Genomic DNA, 18,055 nt, shown 5'->3' on the forward strand with positions numbered 1-18,055 from the left:
TTTCCCTGCGGATCCGCGGGGAAATAGGGCGGCGCGACGCTGCCCGCCGCGCGTGGGCGACAGCCGCGTGTGCTTCGTATCGGTGCATATCCGTGTGCGCGGTGCACCCGTTTGGCGCAGCGCAACATGGCGCGGGCGCGCCGCGCGGGGCCGCTCTCAGCCGAAGGCGGCCTGCACCGCGGCAAACGCGGCGGCGACCAGTGGGTCCTCGCGGCGTGAGGCCTGGGTGACGAAGGACAGTTCGGCCTGGATCGACAGCCCCTTCACCAACTGCAAGCCGCTGGCCTGCGATTCCCGCAGCGCGATGGAGTCCCGCGCCAGCGACAGGCCCACGCCCGAGCGCACCAGGTCCAGCATGGAAGCCTCCTGGTCGACCTCGGCCACCGCGTGGGGCGCGATGCCCAGCGCGTCGAACTTGGCGGACAGCAGGCGGTGGTGGACGGAGTCGGGCGGCGTCCAGATCCACGGCAATGCCGCGATCTCGGCCCAGCCGCGGCCCGTCACCTGCGCGCTCCAGCCCTTGGGCGCGACGACGTAATAGGCGAACGAGGCCAGCGGCTGCGCGTGCAGCCCCGGCGGATTGCCGCCGGGATCCTGCGGGCCCAGGCAGAAGCCCACGTCCAACTCTCCCAGGCGCACTTGCCGGCCGACCGACCCGGACATGCCGTGGCGCAGGGTGGGGCGGATCTTGGGGTAGTGCTCCACCAGATACTGCAGCGTGGCGCCCAGCCGCAGGAATTCCGGATCCAGGATCGTGCCGATGCGCAGTTCGCCCTGGACCGTGTCGCGCAGGGCGCCGATGGCGCGCTGGAAGTCGTCCAGCGCATCCAGGATCCGCAGCGCCGAAGGCAGCAGGGCTCGCCCGTCGGCATTGGGAGCCAGGCCCTGCGCCGTGCGCGCGAACAAGGTCAGGTCCAGCGATTCCTGGAAATTCTTGAGCTGCAGGCTCAGCGCGGGCTGCGTCAGGTGCAGGTGTTCGGCGGCACGCGTGAGATTGCCTTCGCGGGCCACGGCGGCAAAGGTGCGGATGTGCTTCAGGTCCATGGACTCTTCCCATAAGAGACGCGCGTTGTTGCCATGCCGGTGTCTGTCACCCACCCAAACCGGTCGCCGGGCTGGACGGATGCCCCATGGGTGTCAGACACCCCCCGCGCCAAACTCCGCTCCCCAAAAGCCGGGACCATTATTAGAGACGCTTATATCCCCCTTTTCAACATTTCATTGGACAGCCGCCGCCCGCTGCCCCACAGTCTCGGAAGATGCCCGGCGCGCAGATTCCTGCCGCAGCCGGGTCGGCTCACCCCGCTGGCGCCCGTTGCAACGCCAGAACTTGATAAGAAGAGCTTATGGAGACATACGACTACATCATCGTGGGTGCGGGTTCGGCCGGCTGCGTGCTGGCCAACCGCCTGAGCCGCGATCCCGCCGTGCAGGTCCTGCTGCTGGAAGCCGGCGGGCGCGACAACTACCACTGGATCCATATCCCGGTCGGCTACCTGCACTGCATCGGCAATCCCCGCACCGACTGGATGTATCGCACCCAGGAAGAGCCCGGCCTGGGCGGACGCTCGCTGATCTACCCGCGCGGCCGCGTGCTGGGCGGTTGTTCGTCGATCAACGGCATGATCTACATGCGCGGCCAGAAGCAGGACTACGAAGACTGGGCCGCGCTGTCGGGCGACCCGGCCTGGAGCTGGGACCAGGTGCTGCCGGTCTTCAAGCGCAGCGAGGACTACCACCGCGGCGCCGACGAATTCCACGGCGCGGGCGGCGAATGGCGGGTAGAGTCGCAGCGCCTGCGCTGGGACATCCTGGAATCGTTCGCCAGCGCGGCCGAACAGGAAGGCATCCCGCGCGTGCAGGATTTCAACCGCGGCGACAATTTCGGCTGCGGCTATTTCGAAGTCAACCAGCGGCGCGGCTGGCGCTGGAATACCTCCAAGGCGTTCCTGCGCCCGGTTCAGAAGCGTCAGAACCTGCACGTGATGACCGGGGCCCTGGCCGAGCAACTGGAGTTCGACGGCACGCGCTGCGCCGGCGTGCGCGTGAACCAGGGCGGCCGCAGCACGACGCTGCGGGCGCGGCGCGAGGTCATCCTGGCGGCCGGCGCGGTGAACACGCCGCAGCTGCTGGAGGTCTCGGGCATCGGCGAACCCGCGCGCCTGCGCGAAAGCGGCATCGCGCTGCGCCACGCCCTGCCGGGGGTGGGCGAGAACCTGCAGGATCACCTGCAACTGCGGGTCATCATCAAGGTGAACGGCGTGAAGACGCTGAATCGCGTCGCGTCCACCTGGCTGGGCAAGGCCGGCATCGGCCTGGAATACCTGGTCAACCGCAGCGGCCCGATGAGCATGGCGCCGTCGCAGCTGGGCGCCTTCGCCAAGTCGGATCCCGGCCAGGCGCGCGCCAACGTGGAATTCCACGTGCAGCCGTTGTCGCTGGGCGCCTTCGGCGAGCCCCTGCACGGTTTTGATGCCTTCACCGCCAGCGTCTGCAACCTGCGGCCCACGTCGCGCGGCAGTGTCCACGCGCAGGGGCCGGCGGGCCAGAAGGGCGTTGAAGCGCCGGTCATTCGCCCCAACTACCTCAGCACCGACGAAGACCTGCGCGTGGCGGCGGATTCGATCCGCCTGGTGCGCCGCATCGCGGCCGCGCCGGCGCTGCAGGGCTACCGGCCGGACGAATGGCTGCCGGGGCCGGCCTTCCAGACCGAAGACGAACTGCGGCAAGCGGCGGGCAAGATCGGCACCACCATCTTCCATCCGGTGGGCACCTGCGCGATGGGCCGGGACGCCGACAGCGGCGCGGTGGTGGATGCGCGGCTGCGCGTGCACGGGCTGAAGGGCCTGCGCATTGCCGACGCCTCCATCATGCCGCTGATCACGTCGGGCAACACCAACTCGCCCGCGATCATGATCGCCGAACGCGCCGCCGACATGATCCGTGAAGAAGCCACGGGAACGGCGGGTTAGCCGCCAGTCCGTGGAAAGAAATCCGCCCGGGGGGGGGGGGTTCTTTGCACGGACGAGCCGGCCTTCAGCGCAGCGAACGATAGGTCTCCTGGCGCTGCGGATGCGTCAGCATCACCTGCCAGAGCTGCCCCTCGCGGGACCGGAAGAACCCGGCGCAGCACATCAGATAGTATTTCCACATCCGGTAGAACCGGGTGCCGTAGCGGGATTCGAGCTTGGGCCAGGCATGGTCGAACCGGTCCCACCACGCCATCAGCGTGCGGTCGTAATCGGCCCCGAAGTTGTGCCAGTCTTCAATGATGAAGCGGCCTTCGACGGCGGTCGCGATCTCGCGCGCGGACGGCAGCTTGCCGTTGGGAAACACATAGCGGTCGATCCACGGATCGGTGCTCTGGCTGGTGGAGGCGATGCCGATCGTGTGCAGCAGGAACACGCCTTCGGGCGCCATCAGCCGCTGCACGTTGGTGAAGTAGGTGTCGTAGTTCTTCGGCCCCACGTGTTCGAACATGCCCACCGAGACCACCTTGTCGAAGCGGCCCTGCAGGTCGCGGTAGTCCAGCAGCAGCAGTTCCACCGGCAGGCCCTTCACGCGTTCCTGCGCCAGGGCAAGCTGTTCCTTGGACACCGTCACGCCGGTCACCTTGACGCCGTAGCGCTCGGCCGCGAACTTGGCCAGGCCGCCCCAGCCGCAGCCGATGTCCAGCAGGGTCTCGCCTTCCTTGAGCTGCAGCTTGCGGCAGATCATGTCCAGCTTGGCCACCTGCGCCTCTTCCAGCGTCTGGGCGTGTTCCCAATAGGCGCAGGAGTAGATCATCCGGCTATCCAGCATGGCTTCGAACACGTCGTTGCCGGCGTCATAGTGCTGTTCGCCGACTTCGAACGCGCGGTTCTTGGACTGCAGGTTGAACAGCTTGTGCCGCAGGTGTTCGGCGATCAGCTTGATGCGCGCCACGCCCAGCGCCGCCGACCCCATGTCGGCGCGCAAGAGGCGGGTGAAGAGCTCGTCCAGTTGCTCGCAGTCCCATTCGCCGTCCATGTACGACTCGCCCAGGCCCAGCGACCAGCTGGCGAACACCCGCTCGTACATATGCTTGTCATGAACCTGGATGTCCCAGGGGCGCGTGCCATTGATCTGCACGTCGGCGCGCGCCATCAGGTCCTGCAGGACCTTGGGGGGTTCGGGGGGAGGGGAGATGGCGCCGGGTTGACCGGCAGGCTGGTCGGTCAGCGGAGAGACGGGACTGCTTTGCTGCATACGGACTCCATATCAATTTTGGGATGACTGATCTGGCAATGCCTGAAGCTTTTTACTGTGCGCCTTGGAAGGTGCGCAACTCCAATTTAATGATTGCATCGGCGCCATAGGCAATGGCAATGCCCGCGCGCCGGGCGCGCAAGTCGGGCGCCCATCCGGTGGCATTGATCGTAGCCATGACCTTGCGGATAGTCCAGAGCGGGCCGGGCACGCCTCCTATAAGATAGCGGCCACACGCGCCGTCGCGCGCCGATCCGTGGAGAGTATTGACAGTGGACGCCAGCCTGGAACCCCGTTTGGAATACGTCACCTGCGCCAGTCCGGCGGGCTTGCACCGCATGGCCTACTGGGAATGGGGCGATCCCGCCAACGACCGGGTGCTGCTCTGCGTGCACGGCCTGACCCGCAGCGGGCGCGACTTCGATGCGCTGGCGCGCCGCCTGGCCGGCCGCTTTCGCGTGGTCTGCCCCGACGTGGTGGGGCGCGGCCGATCCGACTGGCTGGTCAACCCCGCGTTCTACACCGTTCCCCAGTATGTGTCGGACATGGTGACCCTGATCGCGCGCCTGCGGCCGGCCAGCCTGTCGTGGGTGGGCACGTCGATGGGCGGCCTGATCGGCATGGCGCTGTCGGGCGCCGCCGTGTTCGCCAAGGCCATGCTGGCCATGCGCCCGCATGCGGGCATGCTGCCGGCCGCCCAGGGCATTCGCCTGGACAAGCTGGTGCTCAACGACGTGGGTCCGCGCCTGGAGAACGGCGCCTTGTCCCGCATCGGCCAGTACGTCGGCGAGCCCGGCGAATTCGCGTCCTTCGAAGAGGCCGTGAAGACCATGCGCGCCAACTCGGAAACCTTCGGGCCGCATACCGACGCGCAGTGGGCGGACCTGGCCAAGTACCTGTATCCCGAATCCGGCGGCAAATGGGTCAAGCACTACGACCTGTCGATCGCCCAGGCGCTGGCCGCCCAGACGCCGGAAGAACTGGCCGCGGGCGAACAGATCCTGTGGCGTTCCTATGACGCCGTCGATTGCCCGGTGCTGATCGTGCGCGGCGCCTTGTCCGACCTGCTGACGCGCGCCACCGTCGACGAAATGCTCAAGCGCAACCCCCGCGCGCGGGCGCACGAGGTGCCCGGCGTGGGCCATGCACCCACGCTGATCGCCGACGATCAGCTGGATCCGGTGGCCGATTTCCTGCTGGCCTGAACGGGGCGCGGCAATGTGGGGACAGCACGGCGCTAGGCGTGGCGGCGGGCCTTCTCTACAATAGCCGGATGAAATCGCGCACCTTGAACATCGACCTGCATTGCCATTCCACCGTCTCGGACGGCGCCCTTGCGCCCCGCGACGTGGCGCAGCGGGCGTTCGCCAATGGCGTGGATGTCTGGGCGCTGACCGATCACGACGAAGTGGGCGGCCTGGCCGAAGCCGCCAGCGCGGCCCAGGAACTGGGCATGCGTTTTGCCACCGGCGTAGAAATCTCCGTCACGTGGGCGGGCCTGACGGTGCATATCGTGGGCCTGCGGTTCGATCCCGAAAACACGGCCCTGGTCGAAGGGCTGCGCAAAACCCGTTCAGGCCGCGCGGAACGCGCCAAGCGCATCGGCGAACGCCTGGCCGGCATGGGCATGCCCGGCGCCTACGAAGGCGCGCTGCCGTTTGCCGGCAACCCGGAACTGATCAGCCGCACGCATTTCGCGCGCTATCTGGTGGAAGCCGGGTATTGCCCCGATGTCCAGACCGTCTTCAACAAACACCTGGGCGACGACTGCCCCGGCCACGTGCCCATGCAATGGGCCTCGCTGGCCGACGCCGTGGGCTGGATCCGCGGCGCGGGCGGCCAGGCCGTCATCGCGCATCCGGGCCGCTACAAGTACACGCCGCTGCAGTTCGCCGCGCTGTTCGACGAATTCCTGCAGCTCGGCGGCGAGGGCATCGAGGTCAACACGGGCAGCCATACCGTCGAAGAAGCGCGCCAGTACGCCGACGTGGCGCGCCGCTATGGCTTCCTGGCCTCGCGCGGCTCCGACTTCCATAGTCCCAAGGAAAGCCGGATGGACCTGGGCCGCCTGCCGGCCCTGCCGTCCGACTTGAAACCGGTCTGGCACGACTGGTTCTGACGCGGGCGGCAAACGCCGTCCATCCTGCAAGCCATCGACAGTGATCGCGCCTTCGCGACGCAACCGCCATGAATAAAGCCTTTGTTAAAGAGTCCGACCAAGAGGACGACGACGATCTTCCGCAAGCCCAGGCCTTGCCGGCCGGCACCAAGAACTACATGACGCCCGAAGGGTACGAGCGCCTGCGCACTGAACTGACGCAGCTCATGAACGTGGAGCGTCCGGCCGTCGTGCAGGTGGTGTCGTGGGCCGCGTCCAACGGCGACCGCTCCGAAAATGGCGACTATCTCTACGGCAAGAAGCGCCTGCGCGAGATCGACCGCCGCATGCGCTTCCTGACCAAGCGGCTGGACATCGCCGAGGTCGTCGACCCCAAGGCCCAGCCCAATCGCGACCAGGCCTTCTTCGGCGCAACGGTCGTCTATGTGGACAAGGCGGGCGAAGAGCACACCGTCACCATCGTTGGCGTGGACGAAGCCGAACCGCTGGCCGGCAAGATCAGCTGGATCTCGCCGGTGGCGCGCGCGCTGATCAAGGCCCGGGAAGGCGACACGATCGTGCTGCGCACACCCGCCGGCATCGACGAGCTGGATATCCTGGAAGTCAGCTACCCGGAATAAAAAATAACGGGCGCCGGTTTGTGACCGGCGCCCGTGCGGTGGGCGGGATTCTACGTCCCTGCCTCGGTTGGCGGCTTGCGCCGCCGGTTCCCCTGGGGCTTGCTGCGAATTTCTCGCGGGTTTACTTCTTGCGTTCGGCGATGGATTTTTCAGCCATGGTGACCAGGTCTTCGCCGATCTGCTTCTTCCACTTTTCGTAGACGGGCTTGGTGACCTTCACGAAGGCGTCGTGGTCCGCCTGCGACAGCGACGTCACGGTGACGCCGTGGCCGGCGATTTCCTTCAGCAGCGACGGATCTTCAGGCGTCACGCCCTTGCGCGCGATCACGATCTGCTGCTTGCCGGCGTCCAGCGCGGCCTGGCGCACGATGTCGCGGTCCTTTTCCGACCAGGAGTTCCAGACTTCGCGGTTGACCACGAAGATCAGCGGATCGGCCACGTAGTTCCACAGCGTCAGGTACTTCTGGCCCACGGTATACAGCTTGGAGCCGGTGTAGATCGACAGCGGATTCTCCTGGCCGTCCACCGCGCCGCTGGCCAGCGCCGGCTGTGCGTCCGCCCAGCTCATCTGCGTGGGGTTGGCGCCCAGGGCCGTGAACGTGTCGATGTACAGCGGCGAACCCACCACGCGCAGCTTCATGCCCTTCATGTCCTCGGGCTTCTTGATCTCGCGCTTGGAGTTGCTGACCTGGCGGTAGCCGTTCTCGCCCCAGGCCAGCGGCACCACGCCGGCCTTTTCGATGAGCTTGAACATTTCCTTGCCCACATCGCCCTGCACCAGGGCGTCGATGGCCGCGTAGTCCGGCATCAGGAAGGGCAGGGAGAACAGGTTGAGCTGCTTGACCTGCGGCGACCAGTTGATGGTGGAGCCCACGGCCATGTCGATCACGCCCTGGCGGATCGCCGTGAACTCGCGGGTCTGGTCGCCCTGGACCAGCGAGGTGCCGGGGTAGACCTTGATGTTGATGCGGCCTTCGGTGCGCTCGCGCACCAGGTTGGACCAGATTTCGGCGCCCTGGCCCCACGGGAAGGTGGTGCCGACGACGATGGAGAGCTTGTATTCGGGCTTGTAGTTCTGCGCGTGCGCGGGCGCCATGCCCACGACGGCGGCGGCGCACAGGGCGGCGCCGATCAGGTTGCGGAATTTCATGTTGCGTCTCCTCTCTTTGCGAGTCTGTCTGTTGTTGTAATGAACATCCGGGTCGCCCCGTCCAGTCTTCTCAATAGCCCAGCTTGCGCGGCAGCCACAGCGCCAGTTCGGGAAACACCAGCACCGCGACCAGCACCAGGAACATCGCGCCCAGCAGCCACACCACCCACCGCACCGTGGATTCCATGGGCACGCGCGCGATGCGGCACGACACCATCAGGTTCACGGCCAGCGGCGGGGTGAACTGGCCCAGCGCCACCTTCAGGGTCAGGATCACGCCGAACCACACCGGATCCCAGCCGTAGGCATTGGCGATCGGCATCAGCAGCGGCACGAAGATCAGGAAAATGGAGATGCCGTCCAGGAACATGCCCACGGTCATCAGCAGCAGGATCAGCAGCGCCAATACGCCCCATTCGCCCAGCCCGGAATTGACGATGGCGTGGGTGATCGGGTCGATCACGCTGAGCGTGGACAGCGCCCAGGCGAAGATGCCGGCCAGCGTCACCACCAGCATGATGACGGCGGACAGTTCGGCGGCCTCGCGCAGGATGGTGTACAGGTCGCGGAGCTTGATGGTGCGGTGGATGAAGCCGCCGACGAACAGACCGTAGAACACCGCGACGACGGCGGCCTCGGTGGGCGTGAACCAGCCCATCCGCATGCCGCCCAGGATCAGCACCGGCGCGGCCAGGCCCCAGGATGCGTCGCGCAGGCTCTTCCAGAAGGGCGGGCGGGGCAGGTGGGCTTCCAGGGCCCCCATCTTGTATTTGCGCGACAGCCAGACGGCCGGAATGATCAGGGCAAAGCCCGCCAGGATGCCGGGGATCATGCCGGCGGCGAACAGCGCCGGCACGGAGGCGCCGGGCACCAGCACCGAGTAGATGATGAAAGCCACCGACGGCGGGATCAGGATGTCGGTGGCGGCGCCGGCGGCGACGACCGACGCCGAGAACGAACCGGGATAGCCTGCGCGCGACATGGCGGTGATCATCACGGCGCCCACGGCGGCGGCGCAGGCCGGGCCCGAGCCCGAGATGCCGCCCAGGAACATGGCCACCGCGATCGACACCAGCGGCAGCATGCCGGGGCCGCGCCCGACGATGGCGATGGCGAAGTCCACCAGCCGCTTGGCCACGCCGGAGCGGTCGAAGATCGATCCCACCAGGACGAACATGGGAATCGCCAGCAGCGGATACTTGGCCAGGCCGGCGTAGAAGTTCTGCGGCACGGTCAACAGGCCATACCAGGGCGTGTCCAGGTTGGTCAGCACGATCGCGACCGTGCCCCCGATGCCCAGCGCCACGCCGACCGGCACGCCGATCACCATCAGGACGATGAAGACGGCAAAGAGGATGACGGCGATCATTGCTGCGCTTCCCGTTGCGGGCCGCGCGCGATGCGGCGCAGCGTGCCGAGGGTGCGCAGCGAGATCGCAGCGGCCATCACGGGCAGCCAGATCGAATACCACCAGGTGGGCACGCCGATGGCCGGCGAGGTTTCCTCGTATATGTATTCGTCCAGCACCAGCTTCACGGACAGCACGGTCAGCAGCACGAAGAACGCCAGCACACAGCCGTTGGCGATGAGCGCCATGATGCGCTGGCGGCGCGGGGATCCCGAATCGGCCAGGATCTCGATGCGGATGTGGTGGTTGCGTACAAAGGCCACGCTGCCGCCCGCCATGGTCAGCACGATCAGCAGGAATACCGAGATCTCTTCCGTCCAGGCGAAGGACTGGTCGGTGAAATAGCGCACCAGCACGTTCAGGAAGGTAATGATGGCCAGGGTCGCCAGCAGGATCACCGCGAGCCAGTCTTCGATGGCCAGCGGCACCTTCACGGCGGGATCTGCTTCTGCGGGAATGATCGGTTCGACGGGCTCGGCGGGGGCTTCGGGGCGGGACATGTGCGGCAACGGCCAGCGCGCGGACAGGCGCTTTTCTCTTGTTGGTGGGGTCGCTGCATCCTACCGTCGCGCCGCAGGCCCCGGTGTTCGTGTTTTCCCGTGGTGCGGGGCCGCTGCAACATGGTGCATTGCACCAAGCGCGTGGCGGCGGATGGCTGCCGATATGGATAAATCGGGTCGGCGGCGGTGCTTTGGCGCGGATATTGCTCTGCACCATGAAGGTGCGCCGGTCTTGGAATTCTTTTGTAACAATGGCCAAACCGGTCCGGCTGAACCTGTGTTGAACATCGGCTCCGGGAAAACCCCTTAAACGGGTAAAATCCCATCTTTGCACCCCTCTTTATACGGCGCCCGCATCGTGTCCCTAGTTCAGCATCTGCCTGGTTCCTCCGTCCTGTCCTCCTTTCGACGTGATCGCCTTCTGGCGCAACTGAAGGAAGCCGGCCTGCCGGTGGCCGACATATCCGCCCGCTACGAGCACTTCGTCAGCACCGACGCCGCCCTGACGGCCGAACAGCAGCAGCAGCTGACCCAGTTGCTGGATTACGGCACGCCCAGCACGGCGGACGCGCCGGCCAAGAGCGTCTCCCTGCTGGTGATCCCGCGCCTGGGCACGATTTCCCCGTGGGCCAGCAAGGCCACCGACATCGCCCACAATTGCGGCCTGTCGTCGGTGCACCGCATCGAACGCGGCGTGCGCTACGTCATCACCCCCGAGCGCGGCCTCTTGGGCGCGAAGTCCCTGGACGACGCCATGCTGGCCCGCGCGGCCGACTGTCTGCACGACCGCATGACCGAAACCGTGGTGGACGCCAGCTTCGACGGCCAGGCGCTGTTCCAGCCGCTGGCGGGCAAGCCCATGCGCACCGTCGACGTCCAGGCGCGCGGCGCCGACGCCCTGATCGAGGCCAACACCACCCTGGGCCTGGCGCTGTCCGACGACGAAATCGAATACCTGGCCAAGTCCTTCACCGACCTGGGCCGCGACCCCACCGACGTCGAACTGATGATGTTCGCGCAGGCCAACAGCGAACACTGCCGCCACAAGATCTTCAACGCGCAGTGGGTCATCGACGGCCAGGAACAGCCCAATACGCTGTTCGGCATGATCCGCGCCACGCACAAGGCGCAGCCCCAGGGCACCGTGGTCGCCTATTCGGACAACGCCGCCATCATGGAAGGCGGCCCCGCGCAGCGCTTCCAGGCCGGCGTGCCCGGCGTGACGGGCGAGGGCGCCGACGGCGCCAGGTACATCCGCCGCGACACCACCGTGCACACCCTCATGAAGGTGGAAACGCACAACCACCCGACGGCCATCGCCCCGTTTCCCGGCGCATCCACCGGCAATGGCGGTGAAATCCGCGACGAAGGCGCAACCGGCCGCGGCTCCAAGCCCAAGGCGGGCCTCACGGGCTTCACCGTGTCGCACCTGCGCTTCGACGACGCTCTGCAACCCTGGGAAGCCGACCACCACGGTCTGCCCGACCGCATTGCCTCGCCCCTGTCCATCATGATCGATGGCCCCATCGGCGGCGCCGCGTTCAACAACGAATTCGGCCGGCCCAACCTGCTGGGCTACTTCCGTTCGTTCGAGCAGACCGCCGGCGGCACGCGCTGGGGCTACCACAAGCCCATCATGATCGCGGGCGGCCTGGGCAGCATCGACGCGGGTCTCACGCACAAGGATGTCATCCCTCCCGGCGCGCTGCTGATCCAGCTGGGCGGCCCGGGCTTCCGTATCGGCATGGGCGGCGGCGCCGCCTCCAGCATCAGCATGGGCAGCAACTCGGCTGAACTGGACTTCGATTCCGTCCAGCGCGGCAACCCCGAAATCGAACGTCGCGCGCAAGAAGTCATCGACCGCTGCTGGCAGCAGGCCGAAAACAACCCCATCATCGCGATCCACGACGTGGGCGCGGGCGGCTTGTCCAACGCTTTCCCGGAACTGGTCAACGACGCCGGCCGCGGCGCCATCTTCGACCTCAAGCGCGTGCCCCTCGAAGAATCGGGCCTGTCGCCCGCCGAAATCTGGAGCAACGAATCGCAGGAACGCTACGTTCTGTCCATCCTGCCCCGCGACCTGGAACGCTTTGACGCCATCGCCCGCCGCGAACGCTGCCCGTACGCGGTGGTGGGCGTGGCCACCGAAGAGCGCCAGTTGCGCGTGGTCGACGGCGAAGGCCTGCCCGGCCTGGACACCGTCCGCCCGCAAGGCGACGCCGAAGTGCGTCCGGTGGACGTGCCGATCGACGTCATCCTGGGCAAGCCGCCGCGCATGACGCGCGACGTCAAGCGCCAGCCCGGCGTGTCCGAGCCCCTGGACCTGGCCGGCATCGACCTGACCGAAGCCGCCTACCGCGTGCTGCGCCACCCCACCGTGGCCAACAAGTCCTTCCTCATCACGATCGGCGACCGCACCGTGGGCGGCCTGTCCAGCCGCGACCAGATGGTCGGTCCGTGGCAGGTGCCGGTGGCCGACTGCGCCGTCACGCTGGCCGACTACGAAGGCTTCCGCGGCGAAGCCATGTCGATGGGCGAACGCACCCCCATCGCCATGCTCGACGCCCCGGCCTCGGGCCGCATGGCCGTGGCCGAAGCCCTGACCAACCTGGCCGCCGCCGACGTGGCGCGCCTTGAAGACATCAAGCTGTCGGCCAACTGGATGGCCGCCTGCGGCGTGGCAGGGCAAGACGCCGCGCTGTACGACACGGTGTCGGCCGTCAGCGAACTGTGCCAGGCCACCGGCCTGTCCATTCCCGTCGGCAAGGACTCCCTGTCCATGAAGACGTCCTGGGAACAGGACGGCGAACAGCGCCAGGTCGTGGCGCCGGTGTCGCTGGTCATCACGGCGTTCGCGCCCGTGGCCGACGTGCGGGCCAGCCTGACGCCGCAGTTGCGGACCGACGCGGGCGACAGCGTCCTGATCCTGGTCGACCTGGGCCGCGGCCGCCACCGCATGGGCGGCTCGATTCTGGCGCAGGCCTACAACCAGGTCGGCGAGACCGTGCCGGACATCGATTCGCCGCAGGACCTGCGCGCCTTCTTCGTCACCATCCGCACCCTGGCCGAAGCCGGCACCATCCTGTCCTACCACGACCGCTCCGACGGCGGCTTGTTCGCCACGCTGGTGGAAATGGCCTTCGCGGGCCGCACCGGCATCTCGGTGAACCTGGACATGCTGACCTTCGATCCGCAGTCGGCCGATTGGGGCGACTACAAGATCCGCCCCGAACAGGTGGCGGTGCAGCGCGACGAACTCACGCTCAAGGCCCTGTTCTCGGAAGAGGCTGGCGCCGTGATCCAGGTGCCGGCCTCGCAGCGCGACGCCGTCATGCAGGTGCTGCGCGGCGCGGGCCTGTCGGCCCACTCGCACGTCATCGGCGGCCTGAACGGCGCCGACGAAGTCGAGTTCTACCGCGACGGCAGGAAGGTCTGGGGCCAGCCGCGCGCCGACCTCGGCCGCGCCTGGTCCGAAGTGTCCTACCGCATCATGTCGCGCCGCGACAACCCGGCTTGCGCCCAGGCTGAACTCGACGTCTGGAACGACACGAAGGACCCGGGCATGAGCCCGAACGTGTCGTTCGACCCGCAAGAAGACGTGGCCGCGCCGTTCATCAATACCGGCAAGCGTCCGCGCGTGGCGATCCTGCGCGAGCAGGGCTGCAACAGCCAGGTCGAAATGGCCTGGGCCTTCGACACCTCGGGCTTCGAAGCCATCGACGTCCACATGACCGACCTGCTGTCGGGCCGCGTGGACCTGGCGCAGGTGCAGGGCCTGGTCGCCGTGGGCGGCTTCAGCTACGGCGACGTGCTGGGCGCGGGCGAAGGCTGGGCGCGCACCATCCGCTTCAACAGCAAGCTGTCCGACCAGTTCGCCGCGTACTTCGCGCGCCCCGACACCTTCGCGCTTGGCGTGTGCAACGGCTGCCAGATGATGGCCGCGCTGGCCCCGATGATCCCGGGCGCGGAATTCTGGCCGCGCTTCACGCGCAACCAGTCCGAAAAGTACGAGGCGCGCCTGTCCATGGTGGAACTGCCCAAGTCGCCGTCGATCTTCTTCGCCGGCATGGAAGGCGCCCGCGTGCCGGTCGCCGTGGCCCACGGCGAAGGCTTTGCCGACTTCTCCCAGCAGGGCGACGCCGGCCGCGTGCTGGTTGTCGCGCGCTTCATCGACAACAACGGCCAGGCCACCGAAGCCTACCCGTTCAACCCGAACGGCAGCCCGGGCGGCCTGACGTCGGTCACCACCGCCGACGGCCGCTTCACGGTCATGATGCCGCACCCCGAACGCGTGACGCGCAACGTCATGATGTCGTGGGCGCCGGAAAAGTGGGGCAACGCGGACGCGGGCGGCGCCTACAGCCCGTGGATGCGCATCTTCCGCAACGCGCGCGCCTGGCTGAAGTAATGCCGTAGCCGCCGCGGGTTCTCACCTGCGGACGTGTCATGCACCCCGCCGACTGGGCATCGCGCCCGGGCGGCGGGGTGTTTTCATTGGGGCGCCGTTGCGCCCCGTGACTATTTCCGGGTCTTGAGCGACTTCATGAAGCGCTGCGCGCGTGACACGGCGTCGTGCGCTTCGGCCGCCAGCGCGGCGACGAAACGTTGCGCGGCCAGGCTCAGGGGGCGGCGCGGATGGTTGACCACCACCAGTTGCCGCTGCATGTCGGCATGGATCCGCCGTACCGACAGAGCACCCGCGTCCAGCTCATGCGCGATGGCGCTGATGGGCAGTATGGTGGCCCAGGCGCCCGACTTGACCAGTTCCAGGGTGGGGGTCAGTGCGTCCATCTCCAGGCGGGGACGCGAACCGGGGCTGCGCTTCTTCAAGACCGGGTCGATGATCGCGCGCAGGCCCTGGCCCAATGACGGCACGATCAGCGCGTCGATGGGCAGGTCGCCAAATTCGACGTTGCGCAGCGCGCTGTCCGACGCCGTGACCAGCACCAGTTCCTCGCTGACGAGCGGCGTGGTTTCAAGGCTGCGCACCGGCTGGATCAGGTTGACGATGGCGACGTCGAGTTCGCCGGCATCCAGCCGTTCCACCAGCCCGGCGCTGTAGGCCTCGGTCAAACGGATGGTGACGTCCTTGTTTTCGGCGGAGTAAAGAGAGAGGGCGCGCGGCACGATGCTGGCGCCCAGCGAAGGCACCGTGCCCACGCGGATGAGTCCCGACGTGCCGCCGCTCAGGTCCAGCATGCGCTGGCGCACGCTCTCGACCTCTTTGGACAGGGGCAACAGCATCTTGTAGAGGTCGACGCCCGCCGCAGTGGGCGTGACCCCCCGGCTGGATCGTTCGAAGAGCTGGACCTTCAAGGTCTTTTCCAGCTTGGCCAGTTGCGTGCTCAGGGCTGATTGGACGATACCCAATTCGGCCGCGGCGCGGGTCATGCCGCCATTGCGGTACAGGCAAAGAAAGCACTCGATCTGGCGCAAATCCATGGTGTGTGGCGTGGGGTGGGAAAACCGGATTATAGGGAGGCGGACATGCCGCCGGACCCCGTCCTACGGGTTAACGATATGCCGATAATAGATTGTAGATGGATATATTATTAAAAAAAGAGATGGCTTTGGCGATCCTGCGGCAAGGCCGACATAGCGAGGAGACAAGACGTGGAAACCAGTACGAAAGTGTTAGGTGCCGTCGCGTTGGCGGTAGTCGGCATGTGTGGGGCAGGGGGTGCAAGCGCCCAAAGCGACAAGGTGAAGATCGCCTTTGTCACTGATATGAGCGGGCCATACTCCGACTTTGACGGGGTGGGCGGGCTGGACGCCATCCGCATGGCGGTCGCGGACTTCGGCGGGAAAGTGCTGGGCAAGCCGATCGAGATTCTCTCGTCCGATCATCAGAACAAGGCAGACATCGCGTCGAACCGCGCGCGCCAATGGTGGGACCAGGACAAGGTGGACCTGGTGATCGGCGGCTCCAATTCGTCGGCCTCGCTGGCGATCAGCACGATCGCCGCCGAAAAGAAGAAGGTCTTCATCAGCGCGGGCGCGGGCGCCGATAGTCTCACTGAAGAGGCCTGCACGCCGTACACGGTGCGCTATACGTATTCCACGTCCGCACAGGCGCGCGGCACGGCGGCGGCCATGGTCCAGCAGGGCGGCAAGAGCTGGTTCATGCTGACCGCCGACTATGCGTTCGGATACTCGCTGGAAAAGGCCAGCATGGATGTCGTGCAGGCCAGCGGCGGCTCGGTCACGGGGTCGACCCGGCATCCACTCAATACCTCCGACTTCTCTTCCTACCTGATGAAGGCGCAGGCCTCCAAGGCACAGGTGCTGGGCCTGGCCAATGGCGGCGGCGACTTGATCAACTCGATCAAGACCGCCAAGGAATTCGGCGTCAGCGACAAGATGCGCCTGGCCGGCCTGATGGTCTTCATTACGGACATCCACAGCCTTGGCCTGGACACGACGGCAGGCATGTACCTGACCGACGGCTGGTACTGGGACCTGGACGACCGCTCGCGCGAGTTCAGCAAGCGATTCTATGAACGCAACAAGAAAATGCCCACGACCTTCCAGGCGGGCGACTACTCCGCCGTCACGACCTACCTGAAGGCCGTGGAGCGCGCCGGGACGACGGATTCGGACGCCGTCATGAACGCGCTCAAGTCCATGCCGATCGACGACATGTTCACCAAGGGCTACATCCGGGCCGACGGCGCCATGGTGCACGACATGTACCTCATGCAGGTCAAGACGGCCGCCACGTCCAAGGGTGAATGGGATTACTACCAAAAGGTGGCCACGATACCCGGCGAGGATGCCTACGCGCCCACCAAGCCCGGCATCTGCAAGCTGAACGCACGCATCTGACCCGATGCGGCGCCAGCCGGCCGCAACCGGCTCGCGCCGCAGGCAGTCTTCATCCACACACCAGAGGAAGCGAATCATGGCAGAGAGTTGGCCCGAGATGGTCTATCAGAACCTGAAGGAGGCCGGGATCACGCAGATGGCGTATGTGCCGGATGCGGGGCATAGCCAGTTGATCAAGTTGTTCGAGGCGGATCCGGACGTGGAAGCCATTTCCCTCACCACGGAAGAAGAAGGCGTGGCGATGCTGGGCGGCGCCTGGCTGGGCGGCGCCAAGGGCGTGTTGCTGCTGCAATCCAGCGGCGTCGGCAACTGCATCAACATGCTGGCCCTGGTCCAGGAATGCCGCATGCCGTTCCTGTGCCTCATCACCATGCGCGGCGAATGGGGCGAATTCAATCCCTGGCAATGCCCCATGGGCCAGTCCACCGAGGCCGCGCTGCGCGGGGCTGGCGTATTCGTGCAGCGGGTGGAGCACGGCAGCGACGTGCCGGAAACGGTGCGCGCGGCGAGCCTGCTGGCGTTCAACTCGAATCGGGCGGTGGCCGTGGTGATTTCCCAGAGCATTCTGGGCATCAAGAACTTCAACAAGTAGGACGAGGCAACCGAGATGAACGCTAGCGCGACAATGAACCGGCGGGCGGCGGTGGCCCGGATACTTAAACAACGCGGCGATGCCCTGGTGGTGGCAAGCCTGGGCAATCCCACCTACGACACCTCGGCCGCCGGCGACGACGACCGGAATTTCTATGTGTGGGGGGCGATGGGCGGCGCCTGCATGGTGGCCCTGGGCCTGGCGCTGGCGCAGCCGCGGCGCCAGGTGCTGGCCTTTGTGGGCGATGGCGAGATGCTGATGGGCATGGGATCCTTCGCCACGATAGGCGTGCGCGCGCCGTCCAACCTGAAGATCATCGTGATCGACAACGAGCACTACGGCGAGACCGGCATGCAACCGGCCCATTCGGGACGCGGGGTGGACATCGCGGGCATCGCCCGGGCTTGCGGCATCGCCGATTGCGCCACGCTGCGCAGCGAGCGCGAACTCGAGGAGCGAACCCCCGGCCTGTACCAGCCGGGCCTGCAGTGCCTGGTGCTGAAGGTAGCGGCGGCGCCCGAACCCAGCAGCCTGCCGCCACGGGACGGTCCCTACCTGCGCTCGCGGTTTCGCGAGGCGGTGCTGGGCAAGGGCAAGGGTGGCCATGCATGATC

The 18,055-nt window shown here is 66.7% G+C and carries 15 protein-coding genes; 8 read left to right on the forward strand and 7 right to left on the reverse strand.

The genetic code is table 11. The annotated features are described in order from the left end of the window. Positions 1–156: 156 nt before the first annotated feature. The gene (locus ABE485_RS04175) at positions 157–1,044 is read right to left on the reverse strand and encodes a LysR family transcriptional regulator (protein WP_346513690.1); all 888 of its coding nucleotides are present in this window, start codon (positions 1,042–1,044) and stop codon (positions 157–159) included. Positions 1,045–1,346: 302 nt separating this feature from the next. Here ABE485_RS04175 and ABE485_RS04180 point away from each other — a divergent pair, with 302 nt between their 5' ends. Continuing rightward, complete coding sequence (locus ABE485_RS04180) at positions 1,347–2,972, forward strand: GMC family oxidoreductase (RefSeq protein ID WP_346513691.1); 1,626 nt, start codon at positions 1,347–1,349, stop codon at positions 2,970–2,972. A gap of 64 nt (positions 2,973–3,036) precedes the next feature. On the opposite strand, the gene cfa is transcribed toward ABE485_RS04180, so the two are convergent. Then, entirely contained in the window at positions 3,037–4,227 is a 1,191-nt protein-coding gene (gene cfa / locus ABE485_RS04185) for a cyclopropane fatty acyl phospholipid synthase (RefSeq protein ID WP_346513693.1), read from the reverse strand. Positions 4,228–4,279: 52 nt separating this feature from the next. After that, a complete protein-coding gene (locus tag ABE485_RS04190; protein ID WP_346513694.1) occupies positions 4,280–4,405 on the reverse strand; it encodes a hypothetical protein in 126 nt (41 codons plus the stop codon). 94 nt (positions 4,406–4,499) lie between these two features. On the opposite strand from ABE485_RS04190, the gene ABE485_RS04195 reads away from it, so the two are divergent. The 3 genes from ABE485_RS04195 (at position 4,500) to greB (ending at position 6,966) form a co-directional block, all read left to right on the forward strand. Then, positions 4,500–5,432 carry an alpha/beta fold hydrolase gene (locus ABE485_RS04195; protein WP_430795392.1) on the forward strand — a complete coding sequence of 311 codons (933 nt, stop codon included), beginning with the start codon at positions 4,500–4,502 and terminating at the stop codon, positions 5,430–5,432. A 68-nt stretch (positions 5,433–5,500) separates the two neighbouring features. Beyond that, positions 5,501–6,346, forward strand: a complete 846-nt coding sequence (locus tag ABE485_RS04200; RefSeq protein ID WP_346513695.1) for a 3',5'-nucleoside bisphosphate phosphatase — start codon at positions 5,501–5,503, stop codon at positions 6,344–6,346. 68 nt (positions 6,347–6,414) lie between these two features. Further along, a complete protein-coding gene (greB, locus tag ABE485_RS04205; protein WP_346513696.1) occupies positions 6,415–6,966 on the forward strand; it encodes a transcription elongation factor GreB in 552 nt (183 codons plus the stop codon). 121 nt (positions 6,967–7,087) lie between these two features. On the opposite strand, the gene ABE485_RS04210 is transcribed toward greB, so the two are convergent. From ABE485_RS04210 to ABE485_RS04220, 3 genes are all read right to left on the reverse strand, one after another. Further along, positions 7,088–8,116 (reverse strand): DctP family TRAP transporter solute-binding subunit, encoded by a 1,029-nt coding sequence (locus ABE485_RS04210; protein ID WP_346513698.1) that lies wholly within the window; start codon positions 8,114–8,116, stop codon positions 7,088–7,090. 70 nt (positions 8,117–8,186) lie between these two features. Continuing rightward, a complete protein-coding gene (locus ABE485_RS04215; RefSeq protein ID WP_346513700.1) occupies positions 8,187–9,485 on the reverse strand; it encodes a TRAP transporter large permease in 1,299 nt (432 codons plus the stop codon). Beyond that, the gene (locus ABE485_RS04220) at positions 9,482–10,024 is read right to left on the reverse strand and encodes a TRAP transporter small permease (protein WP_346513701.1); all 543 of its coding nucleotides are present in this window, start codon (positions 10,022–10,024) and stop codon (positions 9,482–9,484) included. Before ABE485_RS04220 ends, ABE485_RS04215 begins: the two co-directional genes overlap by 4 nt. Positions 10,025–10,382: 358 nt before the next feature. On the opposite strand from ABE485_RS04220, the gene purL reads away from it, so the two are divergent. After that, a complete protein-coding gene (gene purL / locus ABE485_RS04225; RefSeq protein ID WP_346513703.1) occupies positions 10,383–14,432 on the forward strand; it encodes a phosphoribosylformylglycinamidine synthase in 4,050 nt (1,349 codons plus the stop codon). Positions 14,433–14,542: 110 nt separating this feature from the next. Here the strand turns inward: purL and ABE485_RS04230 are convergent, their stop codons facing one another. Then, a complete protein-coding gene (locus ABE485_RS04230) occupies positions 14,543–15,466 on the reverse strand; it encodes a LysR family transcriptional regulator (RefSeq protein WP_346513705.1) in 924 nt (307 codons plus the stop codon). A gap of 222 nt (positions 15,467–15,688) precedes the next feature. Here ABE485_RS04230 and ABE485_RS04235 point away from each other — a divergent pair, with 222 nt between their 5' ends. The 3 genes from ABE485_RS04235 to ABE485_RS04245 all read left to right on the forward strand — a co-directional run bounded on the left by ABE485_RS04235 (position 15,689) and on the right by ABE485_RS04245 (position 18,053). After that, positions 15,689–16,849, forward strand: a complete 1,161-nt coding sequence (locus ABE485_RS04235; protein ID WP_346513981.1) for an ABC transporter substrate-binding protein — start codon at positions 15,689–15,691, stop codon at positions 16,847–16,849. A 76-nt stretch (positions 16,850–16,925) separates the two neighbouring features. Beyond that, the gene (locus ABE485_RS04240) at positions 16,926–17,441 is read left to right on the forward strand and encodes a phosphonopyruvate decarboxylase (RefSeq protein WP_346513707.1); all 516 of its coding nucleotides are present in this window, start codon (positions 16,926–16,928) and stop codon (positions 17,439–17,441) included. Between the two features lie 15 nt (positions 17,442–17,456). Beyond that, positions 17,457–18,053 carry a thiamine pyrophosphate-dependent enzyme gene (locus ABE485_RS04245; protein WP_346513708.1) on the forward strand — a complete coding sequence of 199 codons (597 nt, stop codon included), beginning with the start codon at positions 17,457–17,459 and terminating at the stop codon, positions 18,051–18,053. Positions 18,054–18,055 lie beyond the last annotated feature (2 nt).

The organism is Achromobacter spanius, assembly GCF_039673305.1.
GTDB classification, from domain to species: domain Bacteria; phylum Pseudomonadota; class Gammaproteobacteria; order Burkholderiales; family Burkholderiaceae_B; genus Achromobacter; species Achromobacter spanius_F.